The 21,992-nt window shown below is 63.7% G+C and carries 20 protein-coding genes; 3 read left to right on the top strand and 17 right to left on the bottom strand.

The genetic code is table 11. The features are described from left to right. Window positions 1–13 precede the first annotated feature (13 nt). From uvrC to JN531_RS14350, 9 genes are all read right to left on the bottom strand, one after another. Window positions 14–1,852 carry an excinuclease ABC subunit UvrC gene (uvrC, locus tag JN531_RS14390; RefSeq protein WP_228349555.1) on the bottom strand — a complete coding sequence of 613 codons (1,839 nt, stop codon included), beginning with the start codon at window positions 1,850–1,852 and terminating at the stop codon, window positions 14–16. Then, window positions 1,836–2,489 (bottom strand): UvrY/SirA/GacA family response regulator transcription factor, encoded by a 654-nt coding sequence (gene uvrY / locus JN531_RS14385; RefSeq protein WP_228349554.1) that lies wholly within the window; start codon window positions 2,487–2,489, stop codon window positions 1,836–1,838. The genes uvrC and uvrY overlap by 17 nt, the downstream gene beginning before the upstream one ends. Window positions 2,490–2,571: 82 nt before the next feature. Further along, a complete protein-coding gene (locus tag JN531_RS14380) occupies window positions 2,572–3,126 on the bottom strand; it encodes an SRPBCC family protein (RefSeq protein WP_228349553.1) in 555 nt (184 codons plus the stop codon). A 60-nt stretch (window positions 3,127–3,186) separates the two neighbouring features. Beyond that, entirely contained in the window at window positions 3,187–4,494 is a 1,308-nt protein-coding gene (aceA, locus tag JN531_RS14375; protein WP_228349552.1) for an isocitrate lyase, read from the bottom strand. 70 nt (window positions 4,495–4,564) lie between these two features. Beyond that, window positions 4,565–6,145 carry a malate synthase A gene (aceB, locus tag JN531_RS14370; protein WP_228349551.1) on the bottom strand — a complete coding sequence of 527 codons (1,581 nt, stop codon included), beginning with the start codon at window positions 6,143–6,145 and terminating at the stop codon, window positions 4,565–4,567. A gap of 146 nt (window positions 6,146–6,291) precedes the next feature. Further along, on the bottom strand, window positions 6,292–6,771 hold the full coding sequence (gene rraA, locus JN531_RS14365; protein WP_228349550.1) for a ribonuclease E activity regulator RraA: 480 nt from the start codon (window positions 6,769–6,771) through the stop codon (window positions 6,292–6,294). Window positions 6,772–6,800: 29 nt separating this feature from the next. Next, window positions 6,801–7,307, bottom strand: coding sequence for a disulfide bond formation protein B (locus JN531_RS14360; RefSeq protein ID WP_228349549.1), 507 nt, complete (start codon window positions 7,305–7,307; stop codon window positions 6,801–6,803). A 2-nt stretch (window positions 7,308–7,309) separates the two neighbouring features. Then, the gene (locus JN531_RS14355) at window positions 7,310–8,830 is read right to left on the bottom strand and encodes a fumarate hydratase (RefSeq protein WP_228349548.1); all 1,521 of its coding nucleotides are present in this window, start codon (window positions 8,828–8,830) and stop codon (window positions 7,310–7,312) included. 38 nt (window positions 8,831–8,868) lie between these two features. Further along, window positions 8,869–10,242, bottom strand: a complete 1,374-nt coding sequence (locus JN531_RS14350; protein ID WP_228349547.1) for a class II fumarate hydratase — start codon at window positions 10,240–10,242, stop codon at window positions 8,869–8,871. A 47-nt stretch (window positions 10,243–10,289) separates the two neighbouring features. Here JN531_RS14350 and purB point away from each other — a divergent pair, with 47 nt between their 5' ends. Next, a complete protein-coding gene (purB, locus tag JN531_RS14345) occupies window positions 10,290–11,657 on the top strand; it encodes an adenylosuccinate lyase (RefSeq protein ID WP_228349546.1) in 1,368 nt (455 codons plus the stop codon). Here purB and JN531_RS14340 read toward each other — a convergent pair. The 8 genes from JN531_RS14340 to JN531_RS14305 form a co-directional block, all read right to left on the bottom strand. After that, complete coding sequence (locus JN531_RS14340) at window positions 11,654–12,334, bottom strand: Fe2+-dependent dioxygenase (protein ID WP_228349545.1); 681 nt, start codon at window positions 12,332–12,334, stop codon at window positions 11,654–11,656. The genes purB and JN531_RS14340 overlap by 4 nt on opposite strands. Before the next feature lie 57 nt (window positions 12,335–12,391). Beyond that, the gene (locus JN531_RS14335) at window positions 12,392–14,614 is read right to left on the bottom strand and encodes a TonB-dependent receptor (protein WP_228349544.1); all 2,223 of its coding nucleotides are present in this window, start codon (window positions 14,612–14,614) and stop codon (window positions 12,392–12,394) included. A gap of 159 nt (window positions 14,615–14,773) precedes the next feature. After that, window positions 14,774–15,220, bottom strand: coding sequence for an acyl-CoA thioesterase (locus JN531_RS14330; RefSeq protein WP_228349543.1), 447 nt, complete (start codon window positions 15,218–15,220; stop codon window positions 14,774–14,776). Beyond that, window positions 15,217–15,438, bottom strand: a complete 222-nt coding sequence (locus JN531_RS14325; protein ID WP_228349542.1) for a DUF1289 domain-containing protein — start codon at window positions 15,436–15,438, stop codon at window positions 15,217–15,219. The genes JN531_RS14330 and JN531_RS14325 overlap by 4 nt, the downstream gene beginning before the upstream one ends. A 73-nt stretch (window positions 15,439–15,511) precedes the next feature. Further along, window positions 15,512–16,627, bottom strand: coding sequence for an OmpA family protein (locus JN531_RS14320; protein ID WP_228349541.1), 1,116 nt, complete (start codon window positions 16,625–16,627; stop codon window positions 15,512–15,514). Window positions 16,628–16,701: 74 nt separating this feature from the next. Then, window positions 16,702–17,742 (bottom strand): quinone-dependent dihydroorotate dehydrogenase, encoded by a 1,041-nt coding sequence (locus tag JN531_RS14315; protein ID WP_228349540.1) that lies wholly within the window; start codon window positions 17,740–17,742, stop codon window positions 16,702–16,704. Window positions 17,743–17,751: 9 nt separating this feature from the next. Beyond that, window positions 17,752–18,336 carry a GTP cyclohydrolase II gene (gene ribA / locus JN531_RS14310; RefSeq protein WP_366522443.1) on the bottom strand — a complete coding sequence of 195 codons (585 nt, stop codon included), beginning with the start codon at window positions 18,334–18,336 and terminating at the stop codon, window positions 17,752–17,754. 25 nt (window positions 18,337–18,361) lie between these two features. Beyond that, a complete protein-coding gene (locus JN531_RS14305; protein WP_228349538.1) occupies window positions 18,362–19,786 on the bottom strand; it encodes a 3-oxoacyl-ACP reductase in 1,425 nt (474 codons plus the stop codon). Window positions 19,787–20,023: 237 nt separating this feature from the next. Here JN531_RS14305 and JN531_RS14300 point away from each other — a divergent pair, with 237 nt between their 5' ends. After that, on the top strand, window positions 20,024–20,899 hold the full coding sequence (locus tag JN531_RS14300; protein ID WP_228349537.1) for a hypothetical protein: 876 nt from the start codon (window positions 20,024–20,026) through the stop codon (window positions 20,897–20,899). A gap of 33 nt (window positions 20,900–20,932) precedes the next feature. After that, a complete protein-coding gene (locus JN531_RS14295) occupies window positions 20,933–21,976 on the top strand; it encodes a cyclic nucleotide-binding domain-containing protein (RefSeq protein ID WP_228349536.1) in 1,044 nt (347 codons plus the stop codon). Window positions 21,977–21,992 lie beyond the last annotated feature (16 nt).

Genomic DNA, 21,992 nt, shown 5'->3' with positions numbered 1-21,992 from the left:
CGGCAGTCGCGGGCTACTGAAAATGCCGATAAATTCGCTCGGCCAGACGCCGAGAGATGCCCTCGACGCGGGCCAAGTCGTCAATGGCAGCGCGTCGCAGTTGCGGCAGGCCGCCAAAGTGGCGCAGCAGGGCGCGCTTGCGGGCGGGGCCTAGGCCCTCGATGGCATCAAGATCCGACGTCAGGCGCGCTTTGTCCCGACGACCCCGGTGGCCGGTGATGGCGAATCGGTGAGCTTCGTCGCGGATCCGCTGTATCAGGTGAAGCGCCGGCGAATCCGGTGGAAGCCGCAGCGGATGAGCGCGCTCCGGCACGATCAGTTCCTCCATGCCCGCCTTGCGGGTGGGGCCCTTGGCGACGCCCACCACACGCACGTCAGTAAAATCCACTGCCTCAAGCCCCTCCAGCGCGGCATCCAGCTGTCCCTGGCCGCCGTCGATCAGCAGCAGGTCGGGCGCTTGTACCTCACCCCCTTTGACCCGGGCAAAACGCCGCATCACGGCCTGACGGATGGCCGCATAGTCATCACCCGGCGTGATGCCCTCGATATTGAACTTGCGGTAAGCCGTCTTCAGGGGGCCATGCTCGTTGAAGACCACGCAGGAAGCGACGGCGCGCTCGCCGCCGGTATGCGATATGTCGAAGCATTCGAGCCGTCGTGGCGGGTGCGGCAGGTCCAGCGCGCCCTGCAGCTCCAGCAACCGGGCATCCATGCTGGCCATGTCCGCCAGCCGTGCTGACAATGCTTGGTTGGCAGTGTTCTGGGCCATCTCCAGCAGCCGCAATTTGGCACCACGCTGGGGCTTGGCGAGGCGGATGCGGCGTCCTGCCGTCTGGCCGAGGGCTGCGGCGATCCAGTCCAACTCTTCCGGCACGTGGCTCAGCAGAATCTCGCCCGGTGTCGGTATGCCGAGATAGTGCTGACCGAGAAAGCTTTCAAGCAGAGCCTCCGGTGCGGCATGCGGGGGATGCCGTGGAAAATGACTGCGATGCCCCATGTTCATGCCGTCGCGCACCGACATCACGACGACACAGGACTGGCTGGGGTGAGGGGCGACGGCGATGACGTCCAGCTCGCTTGCGCCGCCGGTCATGCTCCGGCTCTCGCGGACCCGTTTCAGCGCGCTGATCTGATCCCGCAGGCGGGCGGCACGCTCGAAGGCGAGCGCTTCGGCGGCGCGCTCCATCTCGACCGCCAGCTCGTCGGCCAGCTCGTCGCCGCGACCCTCCAGCAACCGCGCCGCATTGCGTACGTCCCGGGCGTAATCCTCGGGGCTGATCAGGCCGACACAGGGGCCGGAACAACGCTTGATCTGATACTGCAGGCAGGCACGGTCGCGATGGGCGAAGAAGCTGTCACGACAGGGGCGCAGCAGGAAGAGCTTCTGCAGCGTGTAGAGCGTGTCGCGTACTGCCGTGGCGCTGGGAAACGGCCCGAAATACTGGTCGCGACCGCGCTTTTCACCGCGGTAGTAGCTGATGCGCGGAAACGCATGGGCCGATAGCCGGACGTAGGGATAGCTCTTGTCGTCGCGATAGAGAATGTTGTAGCGCGGCTGCTGTTCCTTGATCAGCGTCGCCTCGAGGATGAGTGCTTCGTCCTCGGTGTGAGTTACCGTGACCTCGATGCGGCGAATCTGCGAGACCATGCTCTCGATCCGCGCATTGCCGGAGGCTCTGAGGAAATAGGTGCCGACCCGCTTGCGCAAATTGCGGGCCTTGCCGACATACAGCAACTCCCCTGCCCCGCCATACATGCGGTAGACCCCCGGCGCATGGGTCAACTGCTGCAGGAAACTCCGGGCGTCAAACTCATCGCCACCCTGCGGTTCGGGTTCAGAGGGCGGATTCACTCTTCTCGTCGAGCAGGCCGTAGCGCATCGCCATCCGTGTCAGTTCCACGTCGTTGGACACCCCGAGCTTCTCGAACAGGCGGTAGCGGTAGGTACTCACCGTCTTGGGCGAAAGGTGCAGCCGGTCGGAGATGTCCTGGGTTGAATGCCCTTTGGTGACCATCAGCATGACCTGGGTTTCACGCTGGGAGAGTTGCTCGAAGGGCGAGTCGCTCTTGCCCTTGACCAGGCTTGCGGCGAGGTTGCCGGCCACGTCCGCCGCCACATAGTGACCGCCGCCATTGACGCGGCGGATGGCCGCGACCACTTCGTCGGCCGCCGAGTCCTTGCTGAGGTAACCGGCCGCACCTGCCGCCAACAGACGGCTGGGATAGGGCTCCTCAAGGTGCATCGATACCACGATGATCTTCACCTCGGGCAGTCGCTGCTTCAATCGGCGGGTGGTTTCCAGACCGCCGATGCCGGGCATGTTGATGTCCATGAGCACGATGTCCGGCGCGTTGCCGCGGGCCAGCTCGAGTGCTTCTTCCCCAGTGCTGGCTTCAGCGACCACTTCCATATCCGCGATTTCAGTGAGTACCCGTTTGAGACCGGCACGAACCAGGCGGTGGTCATCAACCAGCATGATCTTGATCATTGTCTTCTCAGTTCTTCCGGCCCCGGGGCCGCTGCTGCAGCGAGTGTAGGCGAGTCGCTGCGGTGTCGCATCCGCAAATCGCCTACGGGACGTCAGGTACGTCCTGTTCGAGCATTGCTTTGAGCTGTACCAGCCCCTTCTCGTACTGGGGCGCCAGCATGCCCTCCAACAACAGCAGAAAGTACCGGCCCAACAGCTGCCGGCCAACGTCGGTTTGATAACGCCAGGTGACCCGGGTGGCCTGCCCTTCCGGGCTGAGTTCGAAGGTGCTGATGTTCTCCGCATCGAAGCCGGCAAATTCAACCTTCATCTGCACGCGCACCGGCGGCTCGCTGAGAATAATCTCCTGACTGCCGGAACCGACCGACGGATCATCGCTACGCCAGGTTTGACGCGCACCGACGCCGGTGGGCGGGCCACTGAGCGTGGAGATGGCATCGGGATCAAGGTCTGCCCAGGGTGACCATTGATCGAATCGCTCGAATCCGTTGAGCGCTGCGAAAACCTCGGTCTGCGGTGCCGCAACCATGATCTCGCGGGACACGGTCGCCGTCGAGGGCAGCAACAGGTACCCCACTGCCACCGCCAGCAGCACCAGCCCCGCCACCACAGCGGCCATCCAGGCAAGCAGTTTCATCGTGTTCTCCCTACAAAAAAGGCGCTCCGAAGAGCGCCTTTTTATCACTGAACTGCAGCTTCAGTGGAACTGCTCTTCCTCGGTGGAGCCGGTCAGCGCCTTGACGCTGCTGGAACCGCCCTGGATCACGGTGGTGACGTCGTCGAAGTAACCGGCGCCCACTTCCTGCTGGTGCGACACGAAGGTGTAGCCCTTCTCGCGTGCCGCGAATTCCGGCTCCTGCACCATTTCGGTGTAGTGCTTCATGCCTTCGCCGCGAGCATAGGCATGTGCGAACTGGAAGGTGTTGTACCAGTTGACGTGGATGCCGGCCAGGGTGATGAACTGGTACTTGTAGCCCAGCGCCGACAGGTCGTCCTGGAACTTGGCGATCTGGGCGTCGTTGAGGTTCTTCTTCCAGTTGAACGAGGGCGAGCAGTTGTAGCTCAGCAGCTGGCCCGGGTTGTCCTTGAGCACGGCCTGTGCGAATTCGCGGGCAAAGCCGATGTCCGGCACGCCGGTTTCGCACCACACCAGGTCGGCGTAGGGCGCGTAGGCAACACCGCGGGAGATGGCCTGCTCAAGACCGTTCTTGACGCGGTAGAAGCCTTCAGCGGTGCGCTCACCGGTGACGAAGGGCTTGTCGTTGGCGTCGTGGTCGGAGGTCAACAGGTTGGCCGCTTCGGCATCGGTACGAGCCAACACGATGGTCGGAACGCCCATGACGTCGGAGGCGAAGCGCGCCGCCACCAGCTTCTCGATGGCTTCCTGGGTCGGCACCAACACCTTGCCGCCCATGTGCCCGCACTTCTTCACCGCAGCCAGCTGGTCTTCGAAGTGCACCCCGGCGGCGCCGGCGGTGATCATGTTCTTCATCAGCTCGAAGGCGTTGAGTACGCCACCGAAACCGGCTTCCGCGTCGGCCACGATCGGCAGGAAGAAATCGACGAAATCCTTGTCGCCCGGATTCAGACCCTTGGCCCACTGGATCTCGTCGGCGCGCTTGAAGGTGTTGTTGATGCGACGCACCATGGTCGGCACGGAGTCATACGCGTAGAGCGACTGGTCCGGGTACATGGTTTCGGAGGTGTTGCCGTCCGCTGCCACCTGCCAACCGGACAGGTACACGGCTTCGAGACCTGCCTTGGCCTGCTGCATCGCCTGGCCGGCGGTGATGGCGCCGAAAGCGTTGACGTAGCCCTTCTTGGCTTCGCCGTTGACCAGCTTCCAGAGCTTTTCCGCGCCACGCTTGGCCAGGGTGTGCTCCGGCTGCACGCTGCCGCGCAGACGCACGACGTCAGCGGCGGAATAGGTGCGCTTCACACCTTTCCAGCGGGGGTTGGTCGCCCAGTCTTGCTCTAGGGCCTTGATTTGCTCTTCACGGGTCATGTTCAGCCGTTCCTGTGGATGGGGAGGAGGTAGTGCGACCGAGGCCGCTGAAAAAGGGAAATACCGAATCTCAATCGAGATAGTTGTAGCTGGGCAGCGTGAGGAAGTCCTCACAGGCCTTGGCCGTGCTCATGCGCGCCATGATGCCGGCAGCCTCAGCAAAGCGGCCCTTGTAGAAGCGGGCGTCGCCGAGTTCCTTGCGGTAGGCCGCGAGTTCTTCGTCGATGACCCGCAGCACCAGTTCGCGGGTTACCGGGCGGCCATCGCTGAGCTTGGCGCCGTGCTGCAGCCACTGCCAGATCTGGGTGCGGGAAATCTCGGCGGTGGCGGCGTCTTCCATCAGATTGTGCAGCGGCACGCAGCCATTGCCGTTGATCCACGCCTCGACGTAGCCAATGCCGACGTTGATGTTCATGCGCAGACCGGCTTCGGTGATCTGCCCTTCCGGGCACTTCAGCAGGTCGGCCGCCTTGATCTTGTACTTGAACTGGCGGGCAACCTGGTTCGGCTCGGGCATGTGCTCGTTGAACACGTCCATGGCGGTTTTCACCAGCCCCGGATGCGCCACCCAGGTGCCGTCGTGACCGTTCATCACTTCACGCAGCTTGTCAGCCCGAACCTTGGCGAAAATTTCTTCGTTCTTCTTCGGGTCCTTGGTGGGGATGAACGCCGCCATCCCGCCCATCGCCTGGGCACCGCGCTTGTGACAGGTCTCGCACAGCAGCTTGGAGTAGCTGTCGAGGAAGTGCTTGTCCATGGTGACCTGGAAGCGGTCCGGCACCAGCCAATCCTTGCGGTTCTTGAGGGTCTTGATGCAGCTGAAGATATAGTCCCAGCGGCCGCAGTTGAGCGCCACGATATGGTCGCGCAGCTCGTACAGGATCTCATCCATCTCGAAGGCGGCCCAGATCGTTTCGATCAGCACGGTCACCTTGATGGTCTTCTTCGGAACGCCCAGCAGCTTCTGCGCATCAACAAACAGGCTGTTCCACAGGCGCGCTTCGAGATGCGACTGCATTTTCGGCAGGTAGAAGTAAGGGCCGGTGCCCCGCTTCAACTGCGCCTCGACGTTGTGGAAGAAGAACAGGGCGAAGTCGAAGATACCGCCAGGCACCGGCTTGCCGTCGACCAGCACATGCTTTTCATCAAGGTGCCAGCCGCGGGGACGGACGATCAGCGTGGCGATGTCCTTGTTGAGCTTGTATTCCTTGCCGGCATCGTTCTTGAACGTGATCTTCCGGCGAACCGCGTCGGCCAGGTTGATCTGACCGTCCATCATCAACTGCCACGTCGGGCTGGCGGAATCTTCGAAGTCCGCCATGAAGCATTTGGCACCCGAATTGAGGGCGTTGATGACCATCTTGCGGTCGACCGGACCGGTGATTTCCACGCGGCGGTCCTGCAGATCCTCGGGGATGCCGGCAATTGTCCACTTGCCGTCGCGGATGGCCTTGGTTTCCTTGAGGAACCCGGGCAGCTTGCCACTGTCGATGAGCGCCTGTCGCTCGGACCGCAACGCCAGCAGCGCATTGCGGCGCTTGCTGTGCTTGCGGACCAGGGTTGCCAGAAACTCCAGCGCGTCCGGGGTCAGGACTTTCTTGTAGGCGGCGCTCATTTCGCCGACGATCTCGACACCCTTGACTGCGCTCATTCAGGCAACTCCCTCAGACGTGTGATGTTGAGCAGGCGTCGGTAACAGCACCGGGCCCAGTAAAGTCCTCCATTATAAACGCCTTGTCCGACATCCTGCCAACGCCGTAAAGACGAGGCGGCGCTGTCGCCGACGTCAATTACAGGCTAGGCGTGGACCGGGCCGTCCGAGACCACGATGCCGTCGCCGTCGGCATACAGCCAGGCCCCGGGGCTGAATCGGACGCCGGCGAAATGAACGTCGCGGTCCTCGTGACCGCTGTGAAGTCCTTTTTCACTCTTGCGAGGGTGTGGCGCCAGGGCCTTGATGCCCACCGCCTGCCCGGCCAGTTCTTCGGTATCGCGGACGCACCCATTGACGACGATGCCGGCCCAGCCGTTGTCGACCGCCAGCACTCCGAGATTGCCACCCACCAATGCGCAGCGCATGGAGCCACCGCCATCCACCACCAGGACACGCCCCTGCCCCGGTGTTTCGAGCACGCTGCGCACCAGCACGTTGTCCTCAAAGATCTTCAGCGTCTTAATCGGGCCGCAGAACGCCAGCTCGCCGCCGAAGTCGAGGAAGATGGGGTCGCACACCTGAAGGTCCGGGTGGGCATCGCAGAGGTCGGTGGTCGGCGTCATGTCGGTGGTCTCGGTGGGGAGGTGAGGCGTCAGGCCCGCGCCGCGCGCAGGCCGACGATGAAGGCGGCCAGCGCCCACAGCGACAGGCCGATGAAGCTGATCAGCGTCCAGGCGGGCAGCGAGATGCCCATCCATGCTGCGTCGATGATGGCGCAGTTGCCGTCACCGCGAAGCACGGTGGCCAGCACGTCGGCGAGCGGCATCACGTCCATCAGATAGTCGAGTGTCGGGCCGCAGGCAGGCACCTGGTCCGGGGGCAGCGATTGCAACCAGACGTGACGACCGGCGATCAGCGCGCCGACATCGGCGGCCAGCATCGTCAGTAGCAGGTAGAGCCCCTGCCCCTTGGTGCTGCGCGGCCCATGCAGCGCTGCCAGTGCAAACAGCAGACCGGCAGCCAACATGGCCACGCGCTGAAAAATGCACATCGGGCAAGGCTCGTACCCCTGGTAGTGCTGCAGGTACAGCGCAAACAACAGGCCGACCACACAGCCCAGCGCACCGAGCCCCTGCATGCCGCGATATCCGATGCGCATGATCAGGCGGCCACGACCGGAATCTTGCCGATCCGGCCCTGCCAGGTGCGGGGGCCGGTCTGGTGCACGGACTCGCCACTGGCATCGACGGCCACGGTCACCGGCATGTCCTGTACCTCGAATTCATAAATGGCCTCCATGCCCAGGTCCTCGAATCCGACTACCCGGGCACCGCGGATGGCCTTGGCGACCAGGTAGGCGGCGCCACCAACGGCCATGAGATAGGCGCTGCGGTGCTTCTTGATCGCCTCGATGGCGACCGGACCGCGCTCCGCCTTGCCGACCATCGAGATCAGCCCGGTCTGCGCCAGCATCATCTCGGTGAACTTGTCCATGCGGGTGGCGGTGGTGGGCCCAGCCGGCCCCACGACTTCGTCGCGCACTGGGTCGACCGGTCCGACGTAGTAGATCACCCGATTGGTGAAGTCCACCGGCAACTGCTCGCCCTTGGCGAGCATGTCGGCAATCCGCTTGTGGGCGGCGTCGCGCCCGGTCAGCATCTTGCCGTTTAGCAGGAGGGTCTGGCCGGGCTTCCAAGCTGCCACCTGCTCCGGCGTCAGCGTATCGAGGTCGACCCGCGTTGAGGTTTCCGTGTCGGCTTGCCACGTCACCTGCGGCCAATCCTCCAGCCGTGGCACCGGCAGTTCAGCCGGACCATCGCCGTGAAGGTGGAAGTGCACATGCCGGGTGGCCGCACAATTGGGGATCATCGCCACTGGCAGGTTGGCGGCATGGGTCGGGTAATCGAGCACTTTGACATCGACGACGGTGGTCAACCCGCCGAGCCCCTGGGCACCGATGCCCAGCGCATTGACCTTGTCGTAGAGCTCCAGCCGCAGCTCCTCGGCGCGCGAGCGCGGACCGCGGGCGATCAGCTCATGAATATCCACCGGCGCCATCAGCGATTCCTTCGCCAGCAACATGGCCTTTTCCGGCGTGCCCCCGATGCCGATGCCGAGGATCCCCGGAGGGCACCAGCCTGCGCCCATCGTCGGCACTGTCTTGACCACCCAGTCAACGATGGAGTCCGAAGGATTGAGCATCACCATCTTCGCCTTGGCCTCGGAACCGCCGCCCTTGGCAGCGCAGATCACCTCGACGTCATCACCGGCGACGATCTCGGTGTGAATCACGGCCGGGGTGTTGTCGCGCGTGTTCTGGCGCTTGCCGGCGGGATCGGCCAAGACCGAGGCACGCAGCTTGTTGTCGGCGTTGTTGTATGCCCGGCGCACGCCTTCGTTGACCATCTCGGTAACGCTCAGGGTGGCGTCCCAACGTACGTTCATGCCGACCTTGAGGAAGACCGTGGCGATGCCGGTGTCCTGACAGATGGGGCGACGCCCTTCGGCACTCATCCGCGAATTGGTCAGGATCTGCGCGATGGCGTCCTTCGCCGCCGGGCTCTCCTCGCGTTCCCAGGCTTCGCCGAGCGCCTTGATGTAGTCCAGCGGGTGGTAACAGCTGATGTACTGGAAGGCGTCTTCAATCGACTGGATGAAGTCGTCCTGGCGGATGGTCGTCATGGCGGGGATTGCGTTGGGCGGAGCCCGATATTGTACCGTCAGCCCGGCCGCGTCAGGGTGGCCGGATCCAGCAGCCGCGCGAGTGTGGCGCGGTCCATACCGGTCTCTTCGACCGCCACATCGAGTACTGGGCGACCTTCGGCATAGGCGCGCTTGGCGATCCGCGCACCGGCCTCATAGCCGATTTCGCGGTTCAGGGCCGTGACCAGAATCGGGTTGCGGGCGAGTGCCGCATCCAGCGCGACCGGCCGAACCTCGAAGCCATCAATGGCCCGGGCGGCCAGTTGTCGCGCGGCGGCGGTCAGTAACCGCACGGATTCGAGGACGGCAAGGCTGGCGACCGGCCACATGACGTTGAGCTGGAAGTTGCCGGACTGGGCGGCGATGGTCACCGTGGCGTCGTTGCCGATCACCCGCGCTGCAACCATGCAGACGGCTTCCGGGATCACCGGATTGACCTTGCCCGGCATGATGCTGGAACCCGGCTGCAGCACCGGCAGCACGATTTCACCCAATCCGGCCAAGGGGCCGGAGTTCATCCATCGCAGATCATTGGCGATCTTCATCAGGCTGCAGGCGATCACCTTCATTTGTGCCGAAACTTCCGCCAGCGTGTCGAGGCTGGACAGACGCTCGAAGTAATTTCGGCCCGTGGTCAGCGGCAAACCGGTGCGAGCCGCGAGGCGTTCGGCCACCAAGGGGCCGAAACCCTGAGGCGCATTGATGCCGGTGCCGACCGCCGTCGCGCCCTGCGCCAATGCGTAAAGCCGCGGGCGTGTCGCCTGCAAGCGCGCCTCGCCGTCGGCAAGCTGTTGCGCCCAGCCTGACAGTTCCTGGCCCAGCGTCAGCGGCATGGCATCCATCAGATGGGTGCGTCCGGTCTTGACGGTGTCCCGCAGCTCCTCTGACCGACGCTCGATGCTGGTCCGCAACGCAGCCAGTGCCGGCCGCAACCCGCGCTCGATCTCGATGGCGACCGACAGATGGGCCGTGGTCGGAATGACGTCGTTCGAGGACTGGCTGGCGTTGACATGATCATTGGGATGCACGTCCCGCCCCAACTTCGTCGTCGCCAAATGGGCAATGACCTCGTTGGCGTTCATGTTGGTCGACGTGCCGGAGCCGGTCTGGAACACGTCGACCGGGAACTCGGCGTCGTACTCCCCCCGGGCCACCGCCTCGGCGGCGGCGATGATGGCATCGGCGATGTCTGCAGGCAGCACGCCGAGCGCTGCATTGCTCTCGGCACAGGCCGCTTTCACCAGCCCCAAGGCATGGATGAAGGCGGCGGGCATCGGTTGTCCCGAGATCGGAAAGTTCTCGATCGCCCGCTGGGTCTGGGCGCCCCACAGCGCGGTGGCCGGGACTTCCAGCGTTCCCAGACTGTCCTGCTCGATGCGAACCTCGTTCATCGGGTGGCCTCCGGTAGAATGCGCGCCAGCCTAACAAGACTGCCCGCATGAATCTCACTTCGTTGTCTGCCATTTCCCCTGTTGACGGCCGCTATGCCGTCAAAACCGTCGCCCTCCGCGAAATCTTCTCGGAATACGGCCTGATGCGGTATCGGGTGCTCACCGAAATCCGCTGGCTGGAAGCGCTGGCAGCACAGCCCGCGATCAGCGAAGTGCCCGCCCTGTCGGACTCCGCCCGTGAAAAGCTCGATCGCATTGCCGAGCAGTTCGACATCGCCGAGGCGCAACGGGTCAAAACCATCGAGGACACCACCAATCACGACGTCAAGGCGGTGGAGTATTACCTCAAGGAAAAGATTAGCTCTCACCCCGAACTCGTTGCTGTAAAAGAATTTGTTCATTTCGCCTGCACCAGCGAAGACATCAACAACCTGGCCCATGCGCTGATGCTGCGGGATGCCCGCACCAAGGTGCTGCTGCCCCAGCTCGATAAGGTTCTGAAGGCGCTCAACGGCTTGTCGCAGGCCTATGCCGAACAGCCGATGCTGTCGCGCACGCACGGCCAACCGGCATCACCGACCACGCTGGGCAAGGAAATGGCCGTGTTCGCCGCCCGCCTGCAGCGCCAACGTGACCAACTGGCGGCCGTGCCGCTGCTCGCGAAGATGAACGGCGCCGTCGGCAACTGGAATGCACATCTGGCCGCCTATCCGGATGTCGATTGGCCAGCGTTGTCACGCGGCGTCATCGAGGGCCTTGGCCTGCAGGTCAGCCCGGCGACCACCCAGATCGAACCGCACGACTACATCGCCGAATACTTCCAGGCGCTGCTGCGGGCCAACACCATCCTGATCGACTTTTCCCGCGATATCTGGAGCTACATCTCGGTCGGCTACTTCAAACAGCGCACCGTCGCCGGCGAAGTCGGCAGTTCCACCATGCCGCACAAGGTCAATCCCATTGACTTCGAGAATGCTGAAGGCAACTTCGGCATCGCCAATGCCATCCTCGCGCACCTGTCCGAGAAGCTGCCGATCTCGCGCTGGCAGCGCGATCTCACCGATTCAACAACGCTGCGCAACCTCGGCGTCGGCGTTGCCCACTCGCTGATCGCACTTCAGGCTCTCCTCAAGGGTATCGGCAAGCTCGAAGCGGACGCCTGGCGTATGGCGCAGGACCTCGATCACAACTGGGAGGTGCTGGGCGAAGCCATCCAGACCGTCATGCGCCGGCACGGGCTGCCGGAGCCCTACGAACAACTCAAGCGCCTCACCCGCGGACAGAAGGTCGGCCGCGATGAAATGCGGGCCTTTATCGACTCCCTGAGCTTGCCGGCCGACGACAAGAAACGTCTGATGTCGATGACGCCGGGCAGCTATACCGGCAATGCCGTCAGCCAGGCGCAAGCCCGCTAAACGTCAGCCCAGCGCCGCAGCAGGTTGTGGTAAACGCCGGTCAGCGCCACCAGTGACCGGTGATCAGACTGATCGGCCGTGAGTTGCTGGATCGCCGTATCGAGGTCAAGCAGCAACCGGCGCGCACCCTCGTCGCGGATCATGCTCTCGATCCAGAAGAATGACGCCAGGCGCGCGCCACGGGTTACCGGGGTAACGTGATGCAAGCTGCCTGCGGGATACACCACGAGGTGCCCGGGCGGTAGTTTCACCCGGTGCACTCCGTAGGTGTCCTCGATCACCAGCTCACCACCGTCGTAGCTGTCGGGTGCGTTGAAGAACAGGGTGGCCGACAGATCGGTACGGATCCGCGCACCACTGGGGCGGTGAAAGCGCACTGCATTGTCGATATGGGTACCGAAAGCCTGCCCCCCGCTATACCGATTGAACAGCGGCGGAAAGATCTGGCGTGGCAGCGCGCCAGCGACGAACCGCGGATTGCGATGCAGTGCCTGTACGATGATCTGCCCTACCTCGGCCACGACCGGGTGGTCCTCCGCAATCTGCTCGTTCCGCTTGGCGTGCGCCGACTGATAGCCCGATGTGACATTGCCATCCATCCAGGGCGCCGCTTCCAGCCGCGCGCGGCATTGCGCCACTAGCTCGGGTGACAGCACATCGGGAATGGTCAACACCATTGCAGACTCCCTTGGGACCGAGCCCCGCGCAGCGCGCGCGGGGCGGGCCAGGCAACTTCAGAACGAAAAGTGGGTGGACACCAATACCTGCCGACCGCTTCCCAACGCAGCGTAGTGTGCCGCGTAGGCCTTGGTGTAGTACACCTCGTCGGCCAGATTCTGGACGTTCACCTGGACATCGAAATTGCGGTTGATACGCCAGCCCAGCAATGCATCGAAGCGCCAGTACTCGGGGATCTGCTTCTTGGGACTACTGCTGGTACTGCCATAGACCTCACTGACATAGAAGGCGCCACCACCGACCGTCAGGGTTGGCGTCACTTCGTATCGGGTCGTCACGCTCAGACTGTGTTCGGGTGTATTCGGCAGCACCTCGCCGACAGCAGCGCTGTCGAACGCCCCCCGAACCAACTCGGTATCGAGGTAGGTGTAACCACCAAATACGTTCCAGCGCGGTGTGACGCTGCCGGAAAGACTGAGTTCGAGCCCCCGTACCTCGGCTTCACCAACCTGTTCAAAAATATCGGCGGCCACCTCAATTTCTGCGTTTTCCCGGGTCATCTGGAAGAGCGCCGCAGACACCAGCATCCGGTCGGCGAACAGCGCCCATTTTGTTCCCAGTTCGAGGTTCAGGGTTTCCTCGGGATCGAGGTTGGTATTGTCTCGACGGCAGCGTGAAGTGCAGCTGTCCGGGCTCCCGGGATTCGGCGAATCCTCGTCACCATTCCCCAGTGATGCCGGTGTCGTGGTGGTGCTCAGACTGGCGTAGATGCTGCTGTTGGGAACCGGCTTGAACACCAGTCCGACCTGGTAATTGAGAAAGCTGTCGCGGCTGATGCCATTGACGGCCGGATCGGACGGCTTGATCGCCTCGGTCTGGTACTGGTCCCAGCGCAATCCGAAGCTGCCCTGCCAGCGCGGGCTCAGCGAAACGCTGTCGAGTCCGTACAGACTGGTGATGTCCGTGGTGAAGTACGTGGGGTCATTTCGGCGCGACACCGTCCCGGACCATGGGTCATAGGGGTTGGGCGCAAACAGGTCGGTGCAGTCGCCCGACGCTAACAGCAGGGGCCCCTGCACCGGATCGCTGCAGTCGGTTCCAGTGCCCGCGCCATCGCTGACGACGTTCCAGCCGTCAGCCAGCTTCTCTTCGCGACTGAATTCCAAGCCGATATTGAAACGGTGCTCAAAGCCATAAACCTGCGCCACACCGCTGAGGTCGGTGACGTTGGCAAACGTGTCGGTTTCGGTGAACCGACTCTTGGTGTTCCGATAGACCAGCCCGTTGGCCACATTGCCCTTGCTGTCATCAGGGTTGGTGACAACATAGCTGTTGGTTGACGTGCCGTAGCGGGTGACATTCCGCAGCACGAAACCATTGTCGAGATCGCGTGCAGCGGTGAGGGTTGCGGTATCCGTCTTCGCTTCACGAAAGTCGCGCGACACCAATCCAAAGAAGCGGTCTGAATCGACGCCCAGGGTCTCTGTGGCGGGTTGTCCGGAGGCGAGATCATAGGGAATGCTGTAGTCCGGCATGCCGTTGTCGGTGAGGTGGTAATACCCGGCCGTCAGCCGGGTCGCACTGTCGATTCCCACTGTGATTGACGGTGCGATGCCCCATTTTTCGAAGTCGACTGCATTGTCGCGTCCCGGCGTTCCGCCCTTCGACCCCAGAACATTGAGGCGCGCCCCGACGTCCTCACCCAGCCGCCAGTTGCGATCCAGCGTGCCCCGCAACAAGTCATCTGTTCCGATCATCAGGGTGCCGCTGGTAAAGGCCTCTGGCTTCGGCGTCTTGCTGACCAGGTTGATACTGCCGCCGCCGGAGCCCCGACCTGAGTACACCGAGTCAGCGCCACGGATCACCTCGACTGATTCCAGGGCGAAGATCTCACGCGTCTGGGTGCCGATATCGCGAACACCATCGACGAAAACATTGGCGGTCGAGTTCAACCCCCGAATGATCGGGCGGTCGGCGATTGGCTGGCCACCCTCGCCGGCACCGAAGGTAATGCCAGGCACGACCCGGAGCGCGTCCTGCAGCGATGTCGAGCCTGAATCCCGCAGCACCTCGCTATTGATCACGGTGACTGAACGCGGTGTGTCCAGTAGCGGTGCAGTGAATTTGGGTGACGATGCTTCGTCGCTCTTGTAGTCGCGGATCGACGCGCCCTCCACGGTAACCGGTGACAGTTCGGCGGCCGTTTCCTCTTGAGCCATGACGGGCAGCGCATGAGCCGCGAGAACGGCCGCGGCAATTCGGTTCAGGCGATGGTTCATCGCAGTACATCTCCCAGGAAAGTGATCGGTCTCCCGCCGATGCTCTGGATCGGCGGACAGGACTCCTGGGTGGGCGCCGCGCCGGGCGGCTGCTGCCTGAGAGGGCAACCAGTATAAACGCGAACGATTCGTATTAAAAGTGCTAAGTGAACCCCACGTTCACTTTTCGGTTGGCGCCACCGGCTCACGGGCCCGGATGGAAGCGCGCACGCTTTCGGGAATCGGCATTGGCTTCTGTTCGGCGTAGTCAAACCAAACGATCACGCCCTGCGTGACGGCCACCACGGTGTCGCCATCGAGCATCAACGATTCGGTTTCCATGCTGGCACCGCCGAGCCGGGTGACGCGGAAGCCGACGTCCACTGTGGCAGGGTGCCGTAACTGCGAAACAAAATCGCATCCGAGCCGGGCAAGGATGAAGCCGTACTGCTTCCAGAACTGCGGGTCGTCGCGCCACAGGTCCTGGAAATAACCCAGACGTGCGTCCTCGTCAAAGCTGAAATAGCGCGCGTTATTGACGTGGTCGAGACGGTCATGGTCCGACCAACGGGTCGAGATGGCATGCCAGAAACCAAAGGCATCACGGGTCGGGAGGGTACGGCTCATGGGAGATTAGGCTCGCTTGAAATGGAAAGGTCGTCGTTCCCGTCCTTGGGTCGGCGGCGGCGGGCGGCGCGCTCGCGGATGTCGTGCTGCTCGGAGACGGAGGCGGCAGACCAGCGCACGATTTCGTCCATAAGCCGCCCACACCCTGCGCAGACGCCCTGATCATCCAGCGTGCAGACCCCGGTGCAGGGCGATTCGACGACGGACTGTTTGCGCATGATGGTCGTGGATCCGTTCACAAAAAACCCGCGGCACGTTTCCGTGCCGCGGGTCGGCATGATACCCGCCCGGTCAGCGGAGAATGATGCGGAACTCCACGCGACGATTCTGGGCACGCCCCGCTTCGGTGTCGTTGCTGGCGACCGGCTGGCTCTCACCGTATCCGCGTGCCTGCAGGCGGGAACCCTCAACGCCCTTGCCCACCAAATACTGGCGCACCGACTCTGCACGCTGTTGCGACAGCGTCAGGTTGTAGTCCTTGGTGCCGATGGGATCGGTGTGCCCGCCGATCTCGATCAGAACGTTGGGGTCTTCCATGGCCTTCAGTGACTGCGCGGTCTCGTCGAGGATCGCCTTCGATTCCGGCAGCAGCACCGCCGAGTCGGTTTCGAAGTTCACACCGCGGATGACCTGCGCGGTCAGATCCACTGGGCAACCCTGCGGGTTGACCACGGTGCCGGGCAGTGTGCCCGGGCATTCGTCGATGCCGTCGGCAACACCGTCTCGGTCGGAATCGGTGACACAGTCGGAACGACCGGTCAGTGGGTCGACCACCGCAACGGCACAGGCGTCCACCGGCGCAGGCTCAACAGCTTCGGAGGGCGGGAAGAAGATGGTCAGCGGTGCCTGCAAACCCACCATCAGGCGATAGTCGAACAGCGCGTCCTCGGTGACCACCGAGCGGTCGTTGAGCTGCGCCAGGGCGCGGGCTTCGGTACGCAGTGCCAGCCCGCGGAACCCCAGATCCACGAGCGCGCCGGCACCAACGTTGAGGCCGGCGTGGTAGTGCTTGTCGCCCCGCACATCTTCTTCGACAAGTGCGGCGCCCAACAATGCAAACGGCTGGAATGTCGGCAGCCATTCCAGCTGATCTGCCCAGCCAAAACGCCCCAACTGGCGCACCAGGTCGAGACTGAGCGTTGACTGATAATCGTCGCTGCCATCGATATCACGCTCGCGTGCCACCGCGTAATACGACAATTCGGTGGTGTAGTGCTCGAGATTGAATAACGGCATGCCGAAGGTCAGCTGGAAACCATGGCCGTTGGCGGAGTCACGATCACCGTCGTTGAGTTCGAAGGCGTACTGGCCGGCCAGATACGGTGAGGGCTGGGCAACGTGTTCGGCTGATGCCGCACCACTGAACAGCAATACAGCCGCGATTGCGGCCCGTGCATTTGAACGCATGGTTTCTTCCCTAGGCTTGTTTATAAGAACGACATATAAGGACCCAAGGTTACAAGTCCTTTGTGACAGCGAATTTAATGATCCGGCTGCCGCTCGGCAACCGTAGCCGCCAGTGCCTCGGCGACCTCCCGCACCAGTGACGGGCCTCGATAGATGAAGCCGGTGTAGAGCTGGATCAGGTCGGCGCCGGCACTGTGGCGATCACGCGCAACCGCCGCCGAGTCGATGCCGCCAACACCGACCAGCGGAAATGTCGGCCCTACCGCGCGCCTAAGGGCCGCAAGGGTTTCCCTTGCCATCGGCGCCAACGGCGCCCCCGACAGGCCGCCGGCCTCGGCCTGCCATCGGCCACCTTCCAGTCCCGGCCGCGCGATCGTGGTGTTGGTGGCGATCAAACCGTCGACCCCGGCATCCTGAACCACTCGGGCCAGGCTGGTGAGCGCCTCCGGCCCCATGTCGGGGGCTATTTTTACCAGCAGCGGAACCCGCTTTCCGTGGGTCTGCGCCAGCGAAGTGCGCGTGCGCGCCAGGGTTTCGAGCAAGGCACGCAACGGGGCCTCGGCCTGCAGATCCCGCAGGTCTCGAGTGTTCGGACTGGAGATATTGACGGTGACATAGCTCGCCGCCCGGTAGACCTTCTCCAGGCAGATCCGATAGTCGTCGGCCGCCCGCTCATTTGGCGTATCGAAATTCTTGCCGATATTGATGCCGAGAATGCCCCGGTAGTCCGCTGCCGCGACGGCCTGCAGCAGGTGGTCGACGCCCTTGTTGTTGAAGCCCAGCCGATTGATCAGGGCGTGCTGATCCGGCAGCCGGAACATTCGAGGTCGTGGGTTTCCGGGTTGCGGCCTCGGCGTGACGGTACCCACCTCGACGAAGCCGAACCCCAGCCGAGCCCAGGCAGACAGGCATTCGCCGTTCTTGTCGAGCCCGGCGGCAAGCCCGACACGATTGGGGAATTGCAGCCCGAGCAACGACACCGGATCGCGCACCGCAGGGCCGGCGAACGGCAGGGTGCTGAGCCAGGGCTGGTGACGGAAGCAGGCCAGCGTCAACTCATGGGCCCGCTCGGCATCGAGGGCGAACAGGGCGTGGCGCGCAAGGGCGTAGAGCATGATGTCCTGTCAGTCGCCGAGCAGATGGCCCAGCTTGCTTGCCTTCGTTGCGAGATAGGCCCGGTTGTGCGGGTTCTCGCCCGGGTTGAGCGGAATCCGCTCGACAATATCGATTCCGGCAGTCCGCAACTGTTCGAGTTTGCGCGGATTGTTCGTCATCAGCCGGATGCGTGGCACGCCCAGATGATGCAGCAACTGCACGGCCAGGCCGAAGTCGCGGGCATCTGCCGGGAATCCCAGCTGATGATTGGCCTCAACGGTATCCGCCCCCTCATCCTGCAGGGCGTAAGCACGGATCTTGTTGCCCAGCCCGATGCCCCGGCCTTCCTGCCGCAAGTACAGCACCGCCCCGCGCCCGTCGGCGGCAATACGTGCCAACGCCTCCTCCAGCTGCGCGCCACAATCACATCGCAGCGAAAACAAGGCATCACCGGTGAGGCATTCAGAGTGCAGCCGGACCAGCGGTGCTGCTTCGGCATTCCCGAGATCGCCCATCGCCAGCACCGCATGTTCCTTGCCATCGGCAGCGAGAAACACGCTGACCCGAAACAGTCCGAATCGGGTCGGCAGGCGCGACTCGGCCAACCGAATCAGCCGCCCTTCAGCCGGCAGCGCCGGTTCAGGCGCCGACAAAGTTCTGCCCGCAGACCCGCAGCGTGGCGCCGTTGACACCCCCGGCCGCGGCCGACGCGAGGAAGGTCACTGCCTCGGCGATGTCCTGAGGCTGCCCCCCCTGCCCCAACGACGCCAGGCGCCGGCCCACTTCACGCGGCCCCACCGGCATTTCGGCGGTCATCTGGGTTTCGATGAAGCCCGGGGCAACCGCGTTGATCGCCCCGCCCTTTTCCGCCAACGCCTCGGCCATGGCGGCGACATAGCCGATGACGCCAGCCTTGGTCGCACCGTAATTGGTCTGCCCGGCATTGCCGGCGATGCCGCCGATCGATGAGATGCAGACCACCCGCGCCTTGTCGTTGAGCACGCGACTTTCCAGCAGGCCCTCGTTGATCGCCAGGATCGCACCCAGGTTGATGTTCAGCACCATGTCCCAGAAGTGCGGTGGCATGTTGCGGATCATCTTGTCGCGGGTCACGCCGGCGTTGTGCACCACCACGTCGAGCCCCTTGAAGTGACGGGCAACCTCGGCGGCAATGCGACTGGCTGCATCCGGCGCCGTCACGTCGAGTGCCAGGCCGTGGCCGCCGATCTTGCCCATGGTTTCGCCGAGTGCACCCTCCTGCGACGGGTGATCCAGTCCGATGACCTGTGCGCCTTCACGGGCCAGCGTTTCCGCAATCGATGCGCCGATTCCGCGGGCTGCGCCGGTCACGAGCGCCACCTTGCCCTGCAGAGACCCGACCAACGCCGCGGGCTTGCCGCGCCCGGCGGTGAGCGGCAGCACCTGACCGGTGATGAAAGCGGAGTGTTCGGTCAGCAGAAAACGCAGTGGTCCCTCAACTTGCGTCTCGGCACCGGCGCCGACGTCCAGCAGATTGACCGTGATGCCCTTGCGCCCGACTTCTTTGGCGAGCGACCGCAGGAACCCCCGCAGCGCGGCGGAGCAGGTCTTGGCGTTCACGGTTTCCGCGGCGTCCACTGCACGGCCGAGAATCAGAACGTGGGCCCCGGCGGGTATGGCGGGAACCAATGGGTTGAAAAAGTCGTAGAGCGTCCGCAGACCCTGGACCGAATCGATACCGGTGGCATCGAACACGATGACGCTGCTGGCGGTCTCGCCACTGCCCTTCGCCGGTTCACCGGAGAGCGACAGCTTGAGCGCCTGTGCGGCCGATTTGATGGTTGACAGGCCGGCATGATCGGGTTGGATACGCAGCCCCGCCCCCATGGCCGCCAGCGCTTTCAATACCGGCTTGACCAGTTCGCCTTCCGGTGCGGCGCCGATCAGAGCCTGTCGGCCTTCCAGCGGCTGATCGGCCCAGGCCGCTTTGGCGCGTTTCAGGCGTGGGGGCTGCGGCAGGCCCATGAGGCCTGAGAGGGTCTTGCCAAACGAGGACTGGGTGAATTCCAGATAGCGGTCCGACATCGGAACTCCTTCAAGGGGGAAGCGGGACGCCGCGAGCACGGCGAATCGGCGCGCATTATCGCAGCCCCTCAGGCACTGCGCACGGCTGTAATGACGGAGCGTGAACGTCCGTAACGTCATTGACGAGGCTTCAGCCATCCAAGATAGTGTTTGAGCGGGAGCACGCGCCGGCACGCACCCGGCGAACAATCGGAGGTGCTCCGTGAGGCTCAACCTGTCTGGGGAGACACCAACATCATGAAAGCACTGGTGATGACCGTTGCCGCGCTGGCCACAGCATTTGGCACCGCCTACGGTCTTGAATTGTTGTTCCCGCACCCCGAGCAACAGGCCGCGGCAGAGGCCGAGATGCCTGCGCTGGAGCGGATTCTGCAGCAACCGCTGGCGCCGGCGCCGATTGCCCCTGGCAAGGCCATCAAGCCCGCCTCCGCCGATGGTATCGCCAGCGAGACCACCGCCGAGGCGACGCTTTCAGAAGACATGAGTGCGCCGGCTTCGGCGCCCATCGAAGTCGCGGCCGCTCTGCAGGTGGATCCGCCGGTGGTAGAAGCGGCGGCAGCCGAGCCCGCTGAGCCCGCTGAGCCCGCGTCTGTATCGCCGACTGCGGCCGATACGGCGTCGATCGCGGTTCCGGCCGAGACGGCCGACGACCCGTCGAACGAGGCTGACCGTCCGGTCTTGGCTACTCCGGCGCCGACAGCGCAGCCGCCCTCCACAACGACATCAGCCCCGGTGACTGCCACTGCCGCAGCCACTCCTGCCCCGCGTCCGACGGTGCCGGAGGTGTCGCTCGACGCCTGGTGGGCTGACGAGGGGGCTGCCGACGGGCTAAATGTGGTCTTCGCCGGTTCCGCCGCCTATGCGCCTGCGATCGTGCTCATCATCAGCGGCACGGTAGCGGATGGGGCTGCGGCGAATCGTGCCATCACGGTCCGCGACATCAACGGCAATATGGTTGCTGGCAATTGGTCGGTCAGCCCTGAGAACAACACGATGCTGGTGTTCCCGGTAACCCGCGGGGGCATCTATCGGCTCGTCATTGACGGCAGTCTGGGCGACAGCCGGGGGCGCACCCTCGGGCGTACTCTCGGCGGCCCCGTGCATGTGCGGTAACCTGCCCACCCGAATGCCATATTGTCCGTACCTGTGACCACTCCGACCCCGATCGATCCAGCCCTTTGCAAGTCACTGGTTCCGCTCAATGCGTTGAAGCCGGAGTCGCTGACCGACCTGTTGAAAAAAGCGCAATTGCAGACCGTGCCCAAAGGCCAGACGCTGTTCAAGATTGGCGACGACGCTCGCTCTGCGCTTTATGTCGTCAAGGGGGAGGTTCACTTGCACGATGCGGCCGGCAAGGCGCTGGCGCGGGTGGTCGGCGGTGAGCCCAGCGGCATGCATCGGCTGGCCCATCAATCGCCGCGACGCGTCAGCGCCCGGTGTGTGGGCGAGGTCCAGGTATTGAACGTCGACGCTGGCCTGCTCGACGTGATGCTCACCTGGGACCAGACCGGTGCGATCGAAGTGTCGGATCTCTCCAGCGCGGGCGACAACGATGACTGGATGTCCAAGCTGTTGCAGATCCGCACCTTCCAGATGGTGCCGCCCTCCAACCTGCAAGCCATGTTCATGCGCATGCAATCGGTGTCGGCGGCGCCGGGCGAGACCATCGTCAAGCAGGGTGCCGAGGGCGACTATTTCTACGTGATCATGTCGGGGCGCTGTCTGGTCACGCGGGAGCAGGCACATGCCAAGCCCATCCGGCTGGCCGAACTTGAGCCCGGCGCCTGCTTCGGCGAGGAGGCGCTGATCTCCGAGACCCAACGCAATGCCACCGTCACCGCGGTATTGCCCACACAGCTGATGCGTTTATCGAAGGACGATTTCCGTCAACTGCTGAATGAGCCACTGGCCCGCAAGATTTCGCTGGAGGAAGCCCGTCGCAAGGTTGAAAGTGGCGATGCGCGGTGGCTCGATGTCCGGTTGCCCAGCGAGTTTGCCACCGGCAGTCTGCCCGGCGCTGTGAATCTGCCGCTGTACGTACTGCGGATCAAACTCGGGGCGCTCGAAAACAATACACAGTGGGTGGTGTGTTGCGACAGCGGTCGTCGCAGCTCGGCAGCCGCTTTCGTACTGGCACAGAAGGGCTATTCGGCCTTCGTCCTTGACGGCGGCCTGCCGCCGCCAGGCTGAGTGCGGGCGGAACCTG

The sequence above is a fragment of the Flagellatimonas centrodinii genome (assembly GCF_016918765.2).
Classification (GTDB): Bacteria; Pseudomonadota; Gammaproteobacteria; order Nevskiales; family Nevskiaceae; genus Polycyclovorans; species Polycyclovorans centrodinii.
The sequence above is the reverse complement of the archived record's forward strand: the minus strand, read 5'-3'. Positions and strand labels throughout refer to the sequence as shown.

Coding starts and splice junctions, on each gene's coding strand:
- rraA (WP_228349550.1), bottom strand. CDS start 6,771: ATGACGCCGACCACCGACCTCTGCGATGCCCACCCGGACCTTCAGGTG.
- uvrY (WP_228349554.1), bottom strand. CDS start 2,489: ATGATCAAGATCATGCTGGTTGATGACCACCGCCTGGTTCGTGCCGGT.
- aceA (WP_228349552.1), bottom strand. CDS start 4,494: ATGACCCGTGAAGAGCAAATCAAGGCCCTAGAGCAAGACTGGGCGACC.
- JN531_RS14325 (WP_228349542.1), bottom strand. CDS start 15,438: ATGCGCAAACAGTCCGTCGTCGAATCGCCCTGCACCGGGGTCTGCACG.
- aceB (WP_228349551.1), bottom strand. CDS start 6,145: ATGAGCGCAGTCAAGGGTGTCGAGATCGTCGGCGAAATGAGCGCCGCC.
- JN531_RS14315 (WP_228349540.1), bottom strand. CDS start 17,742: ATGCTCTACGCCCTTGCGCGCCACGCCCTGTTCGCCCTCGATGCCGAG.
- JN531_RS14360 (WP_228349549.1), bottom strand. CDS start 7,307: ATGCGCATCGGATATCGCGGCATGCAGGGGCTCGGTGCGCTGGGCTGT.
- purB (WP_228349546.1), top strand. CDS start 10,290: ATGAATCTCACTTCGTTGTCTGCCATTTCCCCTGTTGACGGCCGCTAT.
- JN531_RS14355 (WP_228349548.1), bottom strand. CDS start 8,830: ATGACGACCATCCGCCAGGACGACTTCATCCAGTCGATTGAAGACGCC.
- JN531_RS14340 (WP_228349545.1), bottom strand. CDS start 12,334: ATGGTGTTGACCATTCCCGATGTGCTGTCACCCGAGCTAGTGGCGCAA.
- JN531_RS14330 (WP_228349543.1), bottom strand. CDS start 15,220: ATGAGCCGTACCCTCCCGACCCGTGATGCCTTTGGTTTCTGGCATGCC.
- JN531_RS14300 (WP_228349537.1), top strand. CDS start 20,024: ATGAAAGCACTGGTGATGACCGTTGCCGCGCTGGCCACAGCATTTGGC.
- JN531_RS14380 (WP_228349553.1), bottom strand. CDS start 3,126: ATGAAACTGCTTGCCTGGATGGCCGCTGTGGTGGCGGGGCTGGTGCTG.
- JN531_RS14335 (WP_228349544.1), bottom strand. CDS start 14,614: ATGAACCATCGCCTGAACCGAATTGCCGCGGCCGTTCTCGCGGCTCAT.
- JN531_RS14320 (WP_228349541.1), bottom strand. CDS start 16,627: ATGCGTTCAAATGCACGGGCCGCAATCGCGGCTGTATTGCTGTTCAGT.
- JN531_RS14305 (WP_228349538.1), bottom strand. CDS start 19,786: ATGTCGGACCGCTATCTGGAATTCACCCAGTCCTCGTTTGGCAAGACC.
- JN531_RS14350 (WP_228349547.1), bottom strand. CDS start 10,242: ATGAACGAGGTTCGCATCGAGCAGGACAGTCTGGGAACGCTGGAAGTC.